Genomic DNA, 14,803 nt, shown 5'->3' on the forward strand with positions numbered 1-14,803 from the left:
ATCGGCCGTTTGGGACACAGCAGGAAAAGGAGTGAACGTACGTGCGAGCCAGACTGGTACTGGAAGATGGGACTCTCTTTGAAGGAATCGGATTTGGCGCCGTCGGCGAATCGATCGGCGAAGTGGTGTTCAACACCGGGATGACCGGGTATCAGGAGATTTTGACAGACCCTTCCTACTACGGTCAGATTGTCACGATGACCTACCCGTTGATCGGCAACTATGGGGTGAACCAGGACGACATCGAATCGGCAAAACCGCATGCGTTCGGATTTGTCGTACGGGAAGCGGCGGACCATCCGAGCAACTGGCGAAGTATCGGGAAGATCGCCGAATACTTGGAACGCCACGGAATCATCGGCATTTCGGGCATCGATACGCGTTCGTTGGTCAGACGGATTCGCCAACAGGGGACGATGAAGGCGTTGCTGACCACGCTCGACACCCCGCTGGAGCAAATCCGGGAAATGCTCCAGAAACCGCTGCCGCGGGATCAAGTGGCGCGGGTGACCACACCGTCCATGTACCGCTGCCCCGGCGAGGGACCGAGGATTGTGGCAATGGACTTTGGCATGAAAGCGGGGATTCTCCGCTCCTTCCTGGCGCGCGGCTGCGATGTCACGGTGGTACCGGCTTACACTCCGGCGGAAGACATCTTGAGCCTGCGCCCGCACGGCGTGTTTCTGTCGAACGGACCGGGAGACCCGGCCGATTTACCGGAAATCGCCGAAACGGTAAAACAACTGTTGGGCCGCGTCCCGATTTTCGGGATCTGTATGGGACACCAGCTGCTGTCGCTCGCGTGCGGAGCGAAAACAAAAAAGCTGAAATTCGGTCATCACGGCGCGAACCATCCGGTGAAAGATTTAGCCACCGGGCGCGTCTACATCACGTCGCAGAACCACGAATACGAAGTGACCAAAGAGTCGCTCGCAGGCACAGACCTGGAGCTGACCCATATTAACCAGAACGACGGAACGGTGGAAGGGGTGCGGCACAAGATTCATCCTGCTTTTTCCGTCCAGTATCATCCGGAAGCGCGGCCGGGTCCGGACGACTCGGACTATCTGTTTGACCGGTTTTTGGCGATGATCGAGCAGCATCACGGAAGTGCTGCATACGGGAGGAGGAACTAGCATGCCGAAGCGCAAAGATTTGCGAAAAATACTGGTGATCGGATCGGGGCCCATTGTGATCGGACAGGCAGCCGAGTTCGACTATGCGGGCACCCAGGCATGCCAGGCGTTGAAAGAAGAAGGCCTGGAAGTGGTGCTCGTCAACTCCAACCCGGCGACGATCATGACCGATCCCGACATGGCCGACCGCGTGTATATCGAACCGTTGACACTCGAATTTGTCACCCAGATCATCCGGCAGGAGCAGCCGGACGGATTGCTCGCCACGCTGGGCGGCCAGACGGGCCTCAACCTGGCAGTGCAGCTGGCGGAAAGCGGGATTTTGCAGGCGGAAGGAGTCGAACTGCTCGGCACGCAGCTTTCCTCGATTGAGCAGGCGGAGGATCGGGAAAAATTCCGGTCGCTGATGCAGGAACTGGGCGAACCGGTGCCGGAAAGCGCGATCGTCACAACGTGGGAGGAAGCGGAAGAGTTTGCCCGGGAAATCGGCTTCCCGATCATCGTCCGGCCGGCTTTTACACTCGGCGGCACAGGCGGCGGCATCGCAAGCAACTGGGAAGAGTATAAGGAAATCGTCACGCTTGGGCTCACCTTGTCGCCGATTACACAGGTGCTGGTGGAACGTTCGATCGCCGGTTACAAGGAAATCGAATACGAAGTGATGCGGGACAAGAACGACAACTGCATCGTCGTCTGCAACATGGAAAACATCGACCCGGTCGGGATTCACACGGGCGATTCGATCGTGGTGGCGCCCAGCCAGACGCTGTCAGACCAGGAATACCAGATGCTCCGCTCGGCCGCCCTGAAAATCATCCGGGCGCTCGCCATCGAAGGCGGCTGCAACGTGCAGTTTGCTTTGGATCCCGATTCGTTCCAATACTATGTGATCGAAGTCAACCCGCGCGTCAGCCGCAGTTCGGCGCTGGCGTCGAAAGCGACCGGCTACCCGATCGCCAAAGTGGCGGCGAAAATCGCGATCGGCTACACGTTGGACGAGATCGTCAACCCGGTGACCGGCAAAACGTACGCCTGCTTTGAGCCGGCTCTTGACTATGTGGTGACCAAGATTCCGCGCTGGCCGTTCGACAAGTTCGTCTCAGCCAAACGGGTGCTCGGCACACAGATGAAGGCCACCGGTGAAGTGATGGCCATCGAGCGTTCATTCGAAGCGTCGCTTTTGAAAGCCATCCGCTCGCTGGAGCTTGGGGTCGATTCGCTCGATCTGCCCGGCGCGTCCGAGCTGCCGCAGGACGACTTGGAGAAGCGGTTGGTGCAGGCGGACGATGAAAGGCTGTTCCTGATTGCGGAAGCGTTCAAGCGCGGGTATTCGGTGGAAAAATTGCATGATCTGACGCGGATCGACCGATTTTTCCTGGACAAGATCGAGGGGATCATCCGGTTCTGTGAATCGCTTTCGGGCATGGAACAGCTCGATGAGAAAACGCTGCGGCAAGCAAAACAATTGGGCCTGACCGACAAGACGATCGCCCGCTACACCGGTCTGACGCAAGAGGAAGTGCTCGAACAGCGCCGCAAGCTGGGAATCCGGCCCGTGTATAAAATGGTGGACACGTGCGCGGCCGAATTTGAGGCGCAAACGCCGTACTATTACTCGGCATATGATCAGGAAAACGAAGTGGCCGAAAGCGACCGGAAAAAAGTGCTGGTGCTCGGCAGCGGCCCGATCCGCATCGGGCAGGGAATCGAGTTCGATTACTGTTCGGTGCATGCGGTGTGGGCGCTGAAACGGGCCGGCTATGAGTCGGTGATCATCAACAACAACCCGGAAACGGTGTCGACCGATTTTAACACATCGGATCGGCTGTATTTTGAACCGTTATACGTAGAAGATGTCATGCGTGTGATCGAGCAGGAACAGCCGGACGGCGTGATCGTACAGTTTGGCGGACAGACGGCGATCAACCTGGCCGCTCCGCTGGCGAAACGGGGTGTCAAGATTCTCGGCACCTCGCTGGAGGATATCGACCGTGCCGAAGACAGGGAAAAATTTGACCGGCTCCTAGCGGAACTGGACATTCCGCGACCGGCCGGAAAAACGGTGTTTACGATCGAGGCGGCAGTGGAAGCGGGACGCACGCTCGGTTATCCCTGTGTCGTGCGGCCTTCGTACGTGCTTGGCGGACGCGCAATGGAGATCGTTTATAATGAAAAAGATCTGCTGCAGTACATGCACCATGCGGTTCGGGTCAACGACGAACACCCCGTGCTGATCGACCGGTACCTGCTCGGCAAGGAAGTGGAGGTGGATGCCATCTCGGACAGCGAGACCGTGCTGATTCCGGGCATCATGGAACACATCGAGCGGGCTGGCGTGCACTCGGGCGACTCGATCGCCGTCTATCCGACGCAGACCATCCCGCCATCCGTGAAATCGGTGATCGTCGATTACACGATCCGGATTGCCCGCGCCCTGCGGGTGAAGGGGCTGCTGAATATCCAATACGTGGTTCACGACAACAAGGTCTACGTATTGGAAGTCAACCCCCGCTCGTCGCGAACAGTGCCGTTTTTGTCGAAAGTCACGGGTGTTCCGATGGTCGATGTGGCGACGCGGGCGATTCTTGGCGAGCGGCTGGTTGACATGGGCTACGAAAATGGGCTGTGGCCGGAAGCGGAAGATGTGTCGGTGAAAGTGCCGGTCTTCTCGTTTGCCAAACTGCGCCGGGTGGATGTGACGCTCGGTCCCGAGATGAAGTCGACCGGGGAAGTGATGGGCAGCGAAAAAACGTTCGCGAAAGCTCTCTACAAAGGACTGCTGGCAGCGGGAATCCGCATTCCGGAACATGGGACGATCATTGCCACGGTGGCGGACAAGGACAAACAGGAGGCGCTCGACGTCCTGCGCGGCTTTGCGGAACTCGGTTTCAAAATCATCGCCACCGGGGGAACCGCCAACTTCCTGCAAGAGCACGGCATCCGCGTGGAAGCGGTGAAGAAACTGTCGGAGGGTTCGCCCAATCTGGTCGATCTGATTCGGGAAGGCAAAGCCCAGATGGTGATCAACACACTGACCAAAGGCAAGGAACCGCAGCGGGACGGGTTCCGGATCCGGCGGGAAGCGGTTGAACACGGCATCCCGTGCCTGACGTCGCTTGACACTACGCGATCGATGCTGGAGGTGCTGCGTACGATCAAGTTTACGACCCGGCCGCTTGGAACAATGACGGAGCGGCAGGTGAACACGCAGGTGGGCGGTGTCGCGGCGACAACAGATGGTCGGCCCTGCAGCACAAGCCAGGTGGAAGGCAACCCGAATTTTACCGCTACGGTTCAGTAGTCAAAGAATACCTTCACGCGTTCCCCCGGAGACGGCTGGGCGTATTGGCAGTTTGTGGATTCCATGGGTGGCACGTCATGGGATCCCATGACGGTTTGGGCTCGCTCAGGCAAAATGCCCGGCCGCGTTGGCGGGGACCCTGTTAGGAGAAACCATTGATGTATCAGCTCATTAAGAAGCATTTGTTTGCACTGGATCCGGAAGTGGCCCATGAGCGCACCCTATCTGCCTTGAAATTAGCTGACAAAGTTGCCGGCGGCAAAGCTTTCTTACGAATGATGTACCGGATTGATGATGCGCGTTTGCACTGTCATGTATGGGGAATTCATTTCCCCAATCCCGTTGGTCTTGCTGCCGGATTTGACAAAAATGCGGAAGTGTACCACGCCCTGGCGGCAATCGGTTTTGGCTTTATCGAAGTGGGAACCGTTACGCCTGTCGGACAACCGGGGAATGAAAAGCCGCGTCTGTTTCGCTCCGTACAGGATCAAGCCGTTATCAACCGGATGGGCTTTAACAACCACGGCGCGGCAGAAGTCGCGAAACATCTGGCGAGCTATCGGCAGACGGGGATTCCGATTGGGATCAACATCGGGAAAAATAAAGTAACGGCGAATGAAGATGCGGCGGGTGATTATGAGAAATGCCTGGATGCGCTTTACTCCTATGGGCATTATTTTGTCATCAATGTCAGCTCGCCGAACACGCCGAATTTGCGAGATTTGCAGGAAACGGACAACTTGCGCCGGCTATTGCGGGCCATCCGGACAAAAGCAAGTGAACTGGAGAAAAATGGTGCAGAGCCAAAACCCGTTCTTCTGAAGGTTGCTCCCGATATGGCAAAAGAGCACATGCGAGATGTCGTGCAAGTTGCAGTTGCGGAAGGAATATCAGGCATTATTGCGACGAACACGACGCTGTCCAGGGAAGGCTTAAAAGCGAAAGATTTTGCAGAACAGACCGGCGGATTGAGCGGACGGCCGCTGACGAAGCGATCAACTGAATGGATTCGGAACATTTACCGTTTTGTCGACGGACAAGTACCGATCATTGGAGTGGGTGGTATTTTTACAGGTGATGATGCCTATGAAAAGATTCGTGCCGGGGCGAGCCTTGTGCAAGTATACACGGGTATGATCTTTGAAGGACCGGGTATTGTGAAGGCGATCAACAAACGTTTGCTGGAGTTAATGAAGCGGGATGGGTTTACGAATATTACACAGGCGGTTGGTGTAGATGCGCGCAAATAGTCGCATCCCGATCCGGTACGCAGTCACATGGGCGCCACCCATTTTTTCCGGTTTTCTTTTTGGTATAGATGCAACAGTTTGGCGGTTGAAGTTTCAACAGCATAGAGGGGGCGTTGCGGGTTGCGGACAAAAGATGTAGCAGACCGGCTGTATGTGGCGCTTGATTTCGACAGTTTGGATGAGGCGCTGCGCCTGGTCGACCGGCTGGGGGATGCGATTCGTTCCTACAAGGTAGGCATGCAGCTGTTTTACAAGGTCGGTCCGGCTGTGGTGGAGCGGCTGCATGCGGCAGGATGTAATATTTTTCTCGACTTGAAATTCCACGATATTCCGAATACGGTTGCGGGCGCGACAAGCTCCGCCGCCTCGCTTGGCGTATCGATGGTCAACGTGCATGCGGCAGGCGGCGTGGAAATGATGAAACGGGCAAAAGAAGCGGCGACCACCACAGCCGAAAGTCTGGGGATTCCCGCGCCGCTGGTGATTGCGGTCACCCAGCTGACCAGCACCGATCAGCGGATGATGAACGAACAGATCGGGATACCGGGTACGGTGGAAGAGACGGTGATCCGGTATGCAAAGCTGGCGCAAGCGGCCGGACTGGACGGTGTCGTCGCTTCCGGACACGAGGTGGCGGCGATCCGGGAAGCGTGCGGCGACCGGTTTGTGACGGTCATTCCCGGCATTCGCCCCGCGTGGGCGGCAGCCAATGACCAAAAACGCGTGCTGACTCCGGCGACTGCGTTGGCGGCGGGAGCACACAAGCTGGTGGTCGGGCGGCCGATCACGCACGCGGCCGATCCACGGGATGCCGCGCTGCGAATCCTCGAGGAGATGGCAGCAGCGCTGCCAGCATGAGGAGTAGTTGGAAGCAAGCAAGAAGCAAGCGAAAGGAGGAACCTTCCCGTATGACGCAATTTGCTGAATCCGATTTCGCCTGGACAATCGCCCGGATGCTGCTGCAAATCAATGCGGTGGCGCTGCGGCCGCAGCAGCCGTTTACGTGGACATCCGGAATCAAATCTCCCATTTATTGTGACAACCGGCTGACGATGTCGTATCCGCAAGTGAGAGATTTCATCGCGCAAGGGTTTGCCGATCTCATTAATCGGGAGTGGGGGCAGGTGGATGTGGTGGCCGGCACAGCGACGGCCGGTATCCCGCATGCGGCGTTTGTCGCGCAAAAATTGTCGCTGCCGATGGCCTACATCCGTTCCAGTGCCAAAGGCCACGGGAAAGAAAACATGATCGAGGGAATCATCCAGCTCGGGCAGCGGGTGGTGGTGATCGAGGATCTGATTTCCACCGGCGGCTCGTCCATCAAGGCGGCGAAAGCGGTGCAAGAGGCGGGAGGAACGGTGGTCGGCGTGGCGGCGATTTTTACTTACGGATTTGAAAAAGCGGCCCGCACCTTTGCGCAAGCCGGGATCCCGATGCGCACCCTGACCTCGTACGATGTATTGCTGAAAACCGCCCTGGCCAACGGTTATATCTCTGAACAGGAAGTCGCGTTTCTGGAAGCGTGGCGGAAAGATCCGGAACATTGGCAGGTGTAGTGCAGGCTGATTGGCAACCGGCAAGCGGGCAACATCCCGGCTGTCGTAAGAAAAAACGGAGTGCAGCCATTGCAGTGGGATCCCATTGCGGTGTGCACTCCGTTTTCATGTGGAAGGCGCTGACGGTCCTGTACCCGTCCTGCTGCAGTTTGTACAGATTCGTCCACTGCTGGCCTTGGCGCCCGACAAACTGCCGCTCATCCCGACAGATCGGAGAGCCGTCCGACGCTCTGGCTGTGGTGCAAATTGTGTGCCGCAAGTTGCACACATCCAGCCTGTCAGACTTCTTCCTCCGATCACTCGTACACAAAATGGAACAAATTTCCGTCTTCATCTTCGTAGTTGTCCCCATACGCATGAAATCCGACTTCCCGCAGTTTCCGGTCCCAGTGCTCGCGGTCTTCCCGTTTGATGCGAAACTCCAGATGGGAAATGCCTTTTTCGGCCCCCGCCAACCGTTTGCTGCCTTCCGGATGGTGGCTGTGGGCAAACAAAGCGATTTTCTGGTTGCCGCATCGGAAAAATACGGCGTCACCGTAATCCGCTTCGAGTTGCAGATTGAGCACCTCCTGGTAGAAGCGCTTTTGCTTTTGCAAATCCTTGACGATCAAAACCACTGCGTGCAGCCCTTTGATTTCAGGCTCGGAATGTTTCATTCTCGCAACCTCCGTACCGGACCGGCCGATTGTCTCCCCCAAGTCCGTGAAAATACCAAAGCATCCCCCGTTCAGCCGGGGGCTGAAAACTTATCCATTCCACAGATTGAGAAATTCCCACATGCCCATGTATATTCTACCATTTTCCTGCCGATGTGTGGGACCGGATACAAAAATCCGCCCCTCCGCAGCCCTGGGGCTGCCAATTCATTGACATGCAGGTTTCAAGTGTGGTACCATAGGGCGGTGAGTAGTGAGCGTACATCGCTATGCTCATTGCAACCGCATGGCACGGGCTCCGAAATCCCATTTTCACAAACGGAACCGATTACGTTGAGGATGAATGGGTGCCTTGTTGCGAGCGAGTCTGAATGAAGGAGGTGCGCAGCATGTACGCGATTGTGGAAACAGGCGGCAAGCAGTACAAAGTGCAAGAGGGCGATGTCCTCTACATCGAAAAATTGCCTGTCGAAGAAGGCGAAACGGTCAACTTTGACAAGGTTCTGCTGGTCGGCAAGGAAGACGGCGTGGTGATCGGGGCTCCGACCGTGGTCGGCGCATCGGTTGCGGCCAAGGTTCTGGCACACGGCAAAGCGAAGAAAATCATCGTTTTCAAGTACAAGGCGAAGAAGAATGCCCGCAAGAAGCAGGGCCATCGCCAACCGTACACCAAAGTTCAAATCGAAAAGATCAACGCGTGATGATCAGGGTCAAGGTGGAACGAGACCGGCAAGGCCGCATTGAGGCCTTCCGCGTCGACGGACATGCCGGATTTGCCGATGTCGGTGAAGATATCGTATGCGCCGCTGTATCGGTACTGGTGCAAAACGGCGTGAACAGCATCGAGGCGCTGTTGGGTGTCAAGATGCCCGCTGTCAGCCGCGACGGGCTTGTGGAATGTCATGTTCCCGTGTTATCCGAACCGGTTTCCGGCCAGGTGCAGTTGCTGTTGGAAAGCATGGTGTACGGCTTGCGTGCCCTTGCGGATGAATATCCGCAACATGTGAGCGTTTTCGATCGGAATTCGATAGACAGTTGATGTTTCACACAAAGGAGGTGCACACAATGCTGAAGCTGAATCTGCAACAGTTCGCGTCGAAAAAAGGGGTAGGTAGCTCCAAGAACGGACGTGACTCGATTTCCAAGCGTCTGGGCGTGAAGCGTCAGGACGGTCAAGTTGTGACCGCCGGCAGCATCCTCGTTCGTCAGCGTGGCACCAAGATTTATCCGGGTACCAATGTCGGCCGGGGCGGCGACGACACCCTGTTCGCATTGGTGGACGGCCGCGTGGCGTTCGAACGTTTGGGCCGCGACAAGAAAAAAGTGTCTGTGTATCCGGTTGAACAGGCTGCACAGGCGTAACAGACAAAGCAAGCGAAGCCCGGCCATCGTGATGGCCGGGCTTTTTTTGGAAAAACGTCCGCCTGTCTGGCGTGGCGAATAAAGAATGAAGCATGGAAAACGAGGGAACGGACGGCGGAAATCCCGCGATGCCGGAACGCGGCGAGCGGGACTTGCAGGAATATGATCATCGTGCATGTTCAGCTCCTCATGGCGGTTGAAATCTTTCGTTTTGACTGCTTTCTCCATCTCGTCTACTATTAATATAAAGCGTTTTCTCCATGGTCGGACAGCGGCAGCGAGATTTCAAAATGTATAAGGTCTCGCGGATGGGAGCCCGGCTTGTTCCAAATTCGTCTGCCAGCGACTCTTCTTTCAATCGGGTACCCGGCTCCAGTTTGCCCTCAAACATTTGTGCAGCGATCCGTTCTTGATTTTGTTCCGGCAACGATTGTCGAACCTGTTCCATGTTTCGCTTCTTTCAACGCTGTTGCACCCGGTATTTTCGAAAAAAACGTGGGGACACGAGTTCGGTCTTGACATGTACGGATGAGCGGTTATCGTAAGGGGAGAGAGGAGGAACTGGATGAAGCCGGCTCAAGGCAAATGGACTTCTACGACGAAACTCGCTCTCCGATGGCTGGCGGTGGTACAGGCTGTTGGCGGTACCGCGATGCTGGCCGGCTCATCGATGGGGGAAACGCGCTCTTGGATGGTGGGGGCGGGTGGCGCCGGATTGCTGGCGGCTGCCGTTTGCAGCGGCTGGTTGCTGCCTTTGCTGCTGCAACGGGAGTTCAACCAGCGGGACAATCACATGCGGCTCGAGTCATTGCGCATGATGTCCCAATACCGGCACGATGTAATGAACCAGATTCAGTTGGTGAAAGGCTACCTGCAAATGGAAAAATTTGACCGCTTGCAACACCCGGTGCAAAAGCTGATTTCCGATGCGCAAAGGCATAGCGCGCTCTCGAATCTGCCCGGCACGAAGCTGGCGTATGCCTTGATCGAACGGGATTTATTGTCACCGTTGCTGCGCTTGCAGGTGGAGCTTGCCGAACCGGGCGGCGAGTGGGACGAACGGCTGGAAGACAAAATTTTGGCGGTCGTGATGGAGGTAGCCGATGCAGGCGAAACGCTGTCGCAGGAATTGGGGGTTGAGGCGGAATGGAAACTGGAGCTGCACAACCGGCCCCAGTCGTTTGCAATAACCCTGCGCGTTTTGGGGGAACATGTGAATGATATATATATCCAGGACGTAATTGAACAGCTTGCGGCGAAAAACTGGGACCTGCAAAAACGCGAGCAGGACGGTGAAGCATACATATTGTCATTCGGAAGTCAGGTGAATCGGGATGTTTGTTGATGTTGCAAAAATCTATGTGAAAGGCGGTGACGGCGGCAACGGCATCGTCTCGTTCCGCCGCGAGAAATACGTGCCGGAAGGCGGACCGGCCGGCGGCGACGGCGGTAAGGGCGGCGATGTCGTGCTGGTCGTCGACGAAGGACTGCGCACCTTACTCGACTTCAAATACCAGCGGCATTTCAAGGCGCCGCGGGGCGAATACGGCAAACCAAAAAATCAGCACGGTGCGAACGCGAAAGATCTGCTGGTCAAAGTCCCGCCCGGCACCACCGTAACGGATGCGGAAACGGGCGAATTCCTGGGCGATTTGACCCGGCACGGGCAACGACTGGTTGTCGCCCGCGGCGGACGCGGCGGACGGGGCAACACCCGGTTTGCCACACCTGCAAACAAAGCGCCGGAAATCGCCGAAAAGGGGGAACCGGGCGAGGAAAGGTGGATCCAACTGGAGCTGAAGATGATCGCCGATGTAGGGTTGGTGGGTTTTCCCAGTGTCGGCAAATCCACCTTGCTGTCGGTCGTTTCCGCCGCCAGACCGAAAATCGGGGCGTACCATTTCACCACCCTGTCCCCCAATCTCGGCGTGGTCGACGTGGGTGACGGCCGCAGCTTCGTGCTGGCCGATCTGCCCGGACTGATCGAGGGAGCGCATGAGGGGCACGGTTTGGGCCACCAGTTCCTGCGGCACGTGGAAAGGACCAAGGTGATCGTGCATGTGGTGGACATTGCCGGTACGGAAGGGCGCGATCCGTGGGAAGACTTTCTGAAGATCAACGAGGAACTGAAACTGTATAACGAAAAATTGGCCGCCCGGCCAATGATCGTGGCTGCCAACAAGATGGACCTGCCAGGGGCGGAAGAAAATCTCACAGAGTTCAAGCGCAAGCTCGATCCTGACATTCCGTTGTATCCCGTTTCCGGCATCACCAAAGAAGGGGTGCAGCAGCTTTTGTACGCGATCGCCGACCTGTTGGATACGCTGCCGCATGTAGAAGAAACCGCATTGGACGATGTCGAGGCTGCCGAGCACAAGGTCTATCGACTGGAGGACGAGGAGGACACGTTCACGATCACACGGGACAACGAAGTATTCGTCGTGCATTCACCGAAAATCGAGAAGCTGGTGAAAATGACCAACTTTGACCAATACGACTCGGTCAAACGGTTCCAACGCATCATGAAGCAAATGGGCGTTGACGATGCGCTGCGCAAGCGGGGAGCGGTCGATGGTTCGACCGTGCGGATCGCCGATTTCGAGTTCGATTTTGTCGAGTAAGGCGGGCGGCTGGCAGGTGCAAATTCCGCAGCGTGTGTGGGATCAGTTGCTCGATCATTTGAAAAGCGAACTGCCGCGGGAGGGAGTCGGCGTTCTGCTCGGCTCCGGGACTGCTGTCCGTTACCGGAAGCTGCAAAATGTGGCGCATGACGAGACCCATTTTCGCCTATCCCCGCAAGAATGGGTCTCGCTTGTGCATGCGTTGGAACAGACGGGCGAGCGGATTCTGGCGATCGTGCATTCCCACCCTGCCTCTCCGCCGGAGCCTTCGGCCGAAGATATGGCGGGATTTGCCTGGCCGGATGCTTATATGTTGATCGTGTCTTTTCACAACCCGAATTGGCCGCAGGTGCGCCTCTATCGAAAAAGGGGGGAGCGATTGGAACGCTGCCCCGTTCAGATTATGCATTGAACCGCTATCAGCGTCATCAAAATCCTGTCTCTCATCCCCCTGGCAAAAGGCAGGGGGATTCGATAACAATTCGCAAGCTGCTGTGTGGCGGCTTTACAGTTTTCAGTTCCGCCCTGCCGATTTTAGCCAATTCCCGAATCAGATCGTCGCGTTCCCACACTTCAACGCCGGCGACCCCGACTTTCTTTCATACGCAAAACCTATCTTCGCTATCGTTTGTCGAAAATTTTTTTCGAAAGAATCGGAAGGAGATATTGGTGTACTAGCGAATAAGATGTATGTGTCGAATTTTTTTGAAAAAGGGGGTGACACGATGACACCGCCGGCAAGCCCCGATTGGGTGGAGCATGTGATCGCGGTTGCTGTTCGGAAGGGCGCCAGCGATATTCATATCGAACCGGTCGGCGGGCAGTATCAGGTGCGGTTTCGAAAGGACGGAGATTTGCGGCAGGCACCGGATTTGCCGCCATGCGAAGCGAGCGCCGTGCAGCGGATCAAGGTACTGGCGGAGATGGACATCGCCGAACGAAGGCTGCCGCAAGACGGCAGTTTTCAGATGGAAACAGAGGAAGGACCGTTGGATATCCGGGTGGCTACCCTGCCGACCGTCGAAGGAGAAAAATTGGTGTTGCGCCTGCTGCGCCACGCGACACAGATGGAGGACCTGCGACAGTTGGGCATGGAGGAACAGATGCTGAGCGATTTTCAAGCGATGCTGAATCGATTGCGGGGCATGATCATTGCCTCCGGTCCGACCGGCTCTGGAAAATCGACGACCTTATTCGCCGCACTGCGCTTTTTACGGGGGCAGCCGCTCAATATCGTGACCCTGGAAGATCCGGTGGAAAGCCGGATTGCCGGTATCAGCCAAGTGCAAATCAATGAGCGGGCCGGATTTACTTTCGGAAAAGGGTTGCGTTCGATTCTGCGGCAAGACCCGGATGTGATCATGGTCGGGGAAATTCGCGACCGGGAGACGGCAGAAATCGCCGTGCGGGCCGCTCTCACCGGGCATCTGGTGCTGACGACGTTGCATACTGACAGCACCGAGGGAGCCCTGATTCGCCTGGTCGATCTGGGAGTGGAAAGCTATCTTGTGGGCGCGGCGGTCAAGGGCGTGTTGAACCAGCGGTTGGTCAAGCGCCGAAACGGCGGACGCAGGGCGATTTTCGACCTGCTGCCGGTGACGGAGGAGGTTCGGGAGTGGTTGCGGGCCGGGGCCTGTCCGACACAAAGACCCTTCCTAACGACGAACGGCCGGTTGGACGTATCGCTGCGAACCCTGATTTTGCAAGGGGAGGTGGCGGTTGGGGAATATGTCAAACTGTTTGGAGGTGATCTCCGGTGGCTCGATTCCGCGGGCGATGGACAAGCGATCGCAAACTCGCCCGATTTTGTACACGAATGGCCGGACTGCTGCGAAGCGGTCTCACTCTCCACACGAGCCTGATGCTGGTGCATGAACAGGCGCCCAAGCAAGACGTTCCGACGATCACCCGATTGATTGCCGGCATCGAGGCGGGACAATCGCTGTCCGCTCTGTTCCGGCAGGCCCAATTCCACCCGTTCGTGCCGGCGATAGTGCGGGTTGGCGAAGAAACCGGCGATCTGGCGGATGCGTTCAGCCGCCTGGGCGAACATTATCAGCACCGGTTTGAATGGAGGCAGAAACTGATTCAGTCATTGATTTACCCCGTCATCGTGGCGGTTTTGATGTTGGCTGTGACGATTTTTGTCCTTTATCAGATTCTTCCCCGCTTCGAATCGATGTACCTCGATCTTGGATTTGCCCTTCCTCCCGAAACACAGATACTGTTTGCGGTTTCCGCTCGACTTCGCGAAACGTTTCCTTCGATCCTGTTGGGTGTCTTGTCGTTTTCCTGTCTGCCGTTTCTGCTCAAAAAATTGGCCGCATCCCGCTATCCGAAGGCCTCAGCGGTGATGTTTGCCATCCCGGGACTCAAGCGGGTGTGGCGAATCTGGACCTCCTTTCGGCTGGCCGACTCGATCGCCGTCCTCACTGCTAGCGGAGCTCCGCTGCTCCGGGCACTGGAAACATGTGAACAGACTGCCTATTTTTCATGGGAACGGAAGCTGATCCGGCAAGTGAAAGAGCGCATTTTGTCGGGAGACACGCTGACGGAAGCGCTGCGCGCCCAGCGGGTGGATCCGATGCTCGTGCATGCCGTTCGGGCGGCGGAAGCGAGCGGCGATCTGGCTGGTGTTTGCCGCTTTGCGGCGAAGGAATTTGAAGGCGACTTGCAGCGTTTGTTGCAACGCATTGTGCAGCTTGTGGAGCCGATGGTCATCATCGGTTTGGGGGCATTCGTCTGTTTCCTGGTGCTGGCGGTCGTCCTGCCGATGCTGCAAATGGTGCAATCCATTTGATACGACCTTCGCTTGTTGTGAATGTTGCCATCCATGGCTGCTGCTCCTTTTCCTCCCAACGAGTGCGATTTTGCCGCTTCCCCGTTTGTTTCTCCGCGTTTCCCCTTTGTTCGATCCGCCG

The 14,803-nt window shown here is 56.8% G+C and carries 15 protein-coding genes; 13 read left to right on the forward strand and 2 right to left on the reverse strand.

The genetic code is table 11. The annotated features are described in order from the left end of the window. The first annotated feature begins 41 nt into the window (after window positions 1-41). The 5 genes from carA to pyrE all read left to right on the forward strand — a co-directional run bounded on the left by carA (window position 42) and on the right by pyrE (window position 7,243). A complete protein-coding gene (gene carA, locus C230_RS0112585; protein ID WP_018132398.1) occupies window positions 42-1,136 on the forward strand; it encodes a glutamine-hydrolyzing carbamoyl-phosphate synthase small subunit in 1,095 nt (364 codons plus the stop codon). 1 nt (window position 1,137) lies between these two features. Further along, a complete protein-coding gene (gene carB, locus C230_RS0112590) occupies window positions 1,138-4,437 on the forward strand; it encodes a carbamoyl-phosphate synthase large subunit (protein ID WP_018132399.1) in 3,300 nt (1,099 codons plus the stop codon). Window positions 4,438-4,595: 158 nt separating this feature from the next. Then, the gene (locus C230_RS0112595; RefSeq protein ID WP_018132400.1) at window positions 4,596-5,687 is read left to right on the forward strand and encodes a quinone-dependent dihydroorotate dehydrogenase; all 1,092 of its coding nucleotides are present in this window, start codon (window positions 4,596-4,598) and stop codon (window positions 5,685-5,687) included. 120 nt (window positions 5,688-5,807) lie between these two features. Next, a complete protein-coding gene (gene pyrF, locus C230_RS0112600; RefSeq protein ID WP_018132401.1) occupies window positions 5,808-6,545 on the forward strand; it encodes an orotidine-5'-phosphate decarboxylase in 738 nt (245 codons plus the stop codon). A 50-nt stretch (window positions 6,546-6,595) separates the two neighbouring features. Continuing rightward, entirely contained in the window at window positions 6,596-7,243 is a 648-nt protein-coding gene (gene pyrE, locus C230_RS0112605) for an orotate phosphoribosyltransferase (protein WP_018132402.1), read from the forward strand. A gap of 296 nt (window positions 7,244-7,539) precedes the next feature. Here pyrE and C230_RS0112610 read toward each other — a convergent pair whose 3' ends face one another. Then, a complete protein-coding gene (locus C230_RS0112610) occupies window positions 7,540-7,899 on the reverse strand; it encodes a VOC family protein (protein ID WP_018132403.1) in 360 nt (119 codons plus the stop codon). Window positions 7,900-8,288: 389 nt separating this feature from the next. On the opposite strand from C230_RS0112610, the gene rplU reads away from it, so the two are divergent. The 3 genes from rplU to rpmA are packed head-to-tail and all read left to right on the forward strand — an operon-like array spanning window position 8,289 to window position 9,261. Continuing rightward, the gene (gene rplU, locus C230_RS0112615) at window positions 8,289-8,600 is read left to right on the forward strand and encodes a 50S ribosomal protein L21 (protein WP_018132404.1); all 312 of its coding nucleotides are present in this window, start codon (window positions 8,289-8,291) and stop codon (window positions 8,598-8,600) included. Next, on the forward strand, window positions 8,600-8,938 hold the full coding sequence (locus tag C230_RS0112620; RefSeq protein ID WP_018132405.1) for a ribosomal-processing cysteine protease Prp: 339 nt from the start codon (window positions 8,600-8,602) through the stop codon (window positions 8,936-8,938). Before rplU ends, C230_RS0112620 begins: the two co-directional genes overlap by 1 nt. Window positions 8,939-8,964: 26 nt before the next feature. Next, the gene (rpmA, locus tag C230_RS0112625; protein WP_018132406.1) at window positions 8,965-9,261 is read left to right on the forward strand and encodes a 50S ribosomal protein L27; all 297 of its coding nucleotides are present in this window, start codon (window positions 8,965-8,967) and stop codon (window positions 9,259-9,261) included. A 187-nt stretch (window positions 9,262-9,448) separates the two neighbouring features. Here the strand turns inward: rpmA and C230_RS22050 are convergent, their stop codons facing one another. Next, the gene (locus C230_RS22050; RefSeq protein ID WP_083910574.1) at window positions 9,449-9,709 is read right to left on the reverse strand and encodes a GntR family transcriptional regulator; all 261 of its coding nucleotides are present in this window, start codon (window positions 9,707-9,709) and stop codon (window positions 9,449-9,451) included. 117 nt (window positions 9,710-9,826) lie between these two features. On the opposite strand from C230_RS22050, the gene C230_RS0112630 reads away from it, so the two are divergent. The 5 genes from C230_RS0112630 (at window position 9,827) to C230_RS0112650 (ending at window position 14,682) form a co-directional block, all read left to right on the forward strand. Then, window positions 9,827-10,606 (forward strand): Spo0B domain-containing protein, encoded by a 780-nt coding sequence (locus C230_RS0112630; RefSeq protein ID WP_018132407.1) that lies wholly within the window; start codon window positions 9,827-9,829, stop codon window positions 10,604-10,606. Continuing rightward, window positions 10,596-11,882 carry a GTPase ObgE gene (gene obgE, locus C230_RS0112635; RefSeq protein ID WP_018132408.1) on the forward strand — a complete coding sequence of 429 codons (1,287 nt, stop codon included), beginning with the start codon at window positions 10,596-10,598 and terminating at the stop codon, window positions 11,880-11,882. Before C230_RS0112630 ends, obgE begins: the two co-directional genes overlap by 11 nt. Continuing rightward, entirely contained in the window at window positions 11,833-12,294 is a 462-nt protein-coding gene (locus C230_RS0112640) for a Mov34/MPN/PAD-1 family protein (RefSeq protein WP_169332849.1), read from the forward strand. Before obgE ends, C230_RS0112640 begins: the two co-directional genes overlap by 50 nt. 313 nt (window positions 12,295-12,607) lie before the next feature. After that, window positions 12,608-13,744 (forward strand): GspE/PulE family protein, encoded by a 1,137-nt coding sequence (locus tag C230_RS20325; protein WP_169332850.1) that lies wholly within the window; start codon window positions 12,608-12,610, stop codon window positions 13,742-13,744. Then, entirely contained in the window at window positions 13,699-14,682 is a 984-nt protein-coding gene (locus C230_RS0112650) for a type II secretion system F family protein (protein ID WP_083910576.1), read from the forward strand. The genes C230_RS20325 and C230_RS0112650 overlap by 46 nt, the downstream gene beginning before the upstream one ends. Window positions 14,683-14,803 lie beyond the last annotated feature (121 nt).

It is taken from the genome of Effusibacillus pohliae DSM 22757 (assembly GCF_000376225.1).
Classification (GTDB): Bacteria; Bacillota; Bacilli; order Tumebacillales; family Effusibacillaceae; genus Effusibacillus; species Effusibacillus pohliae.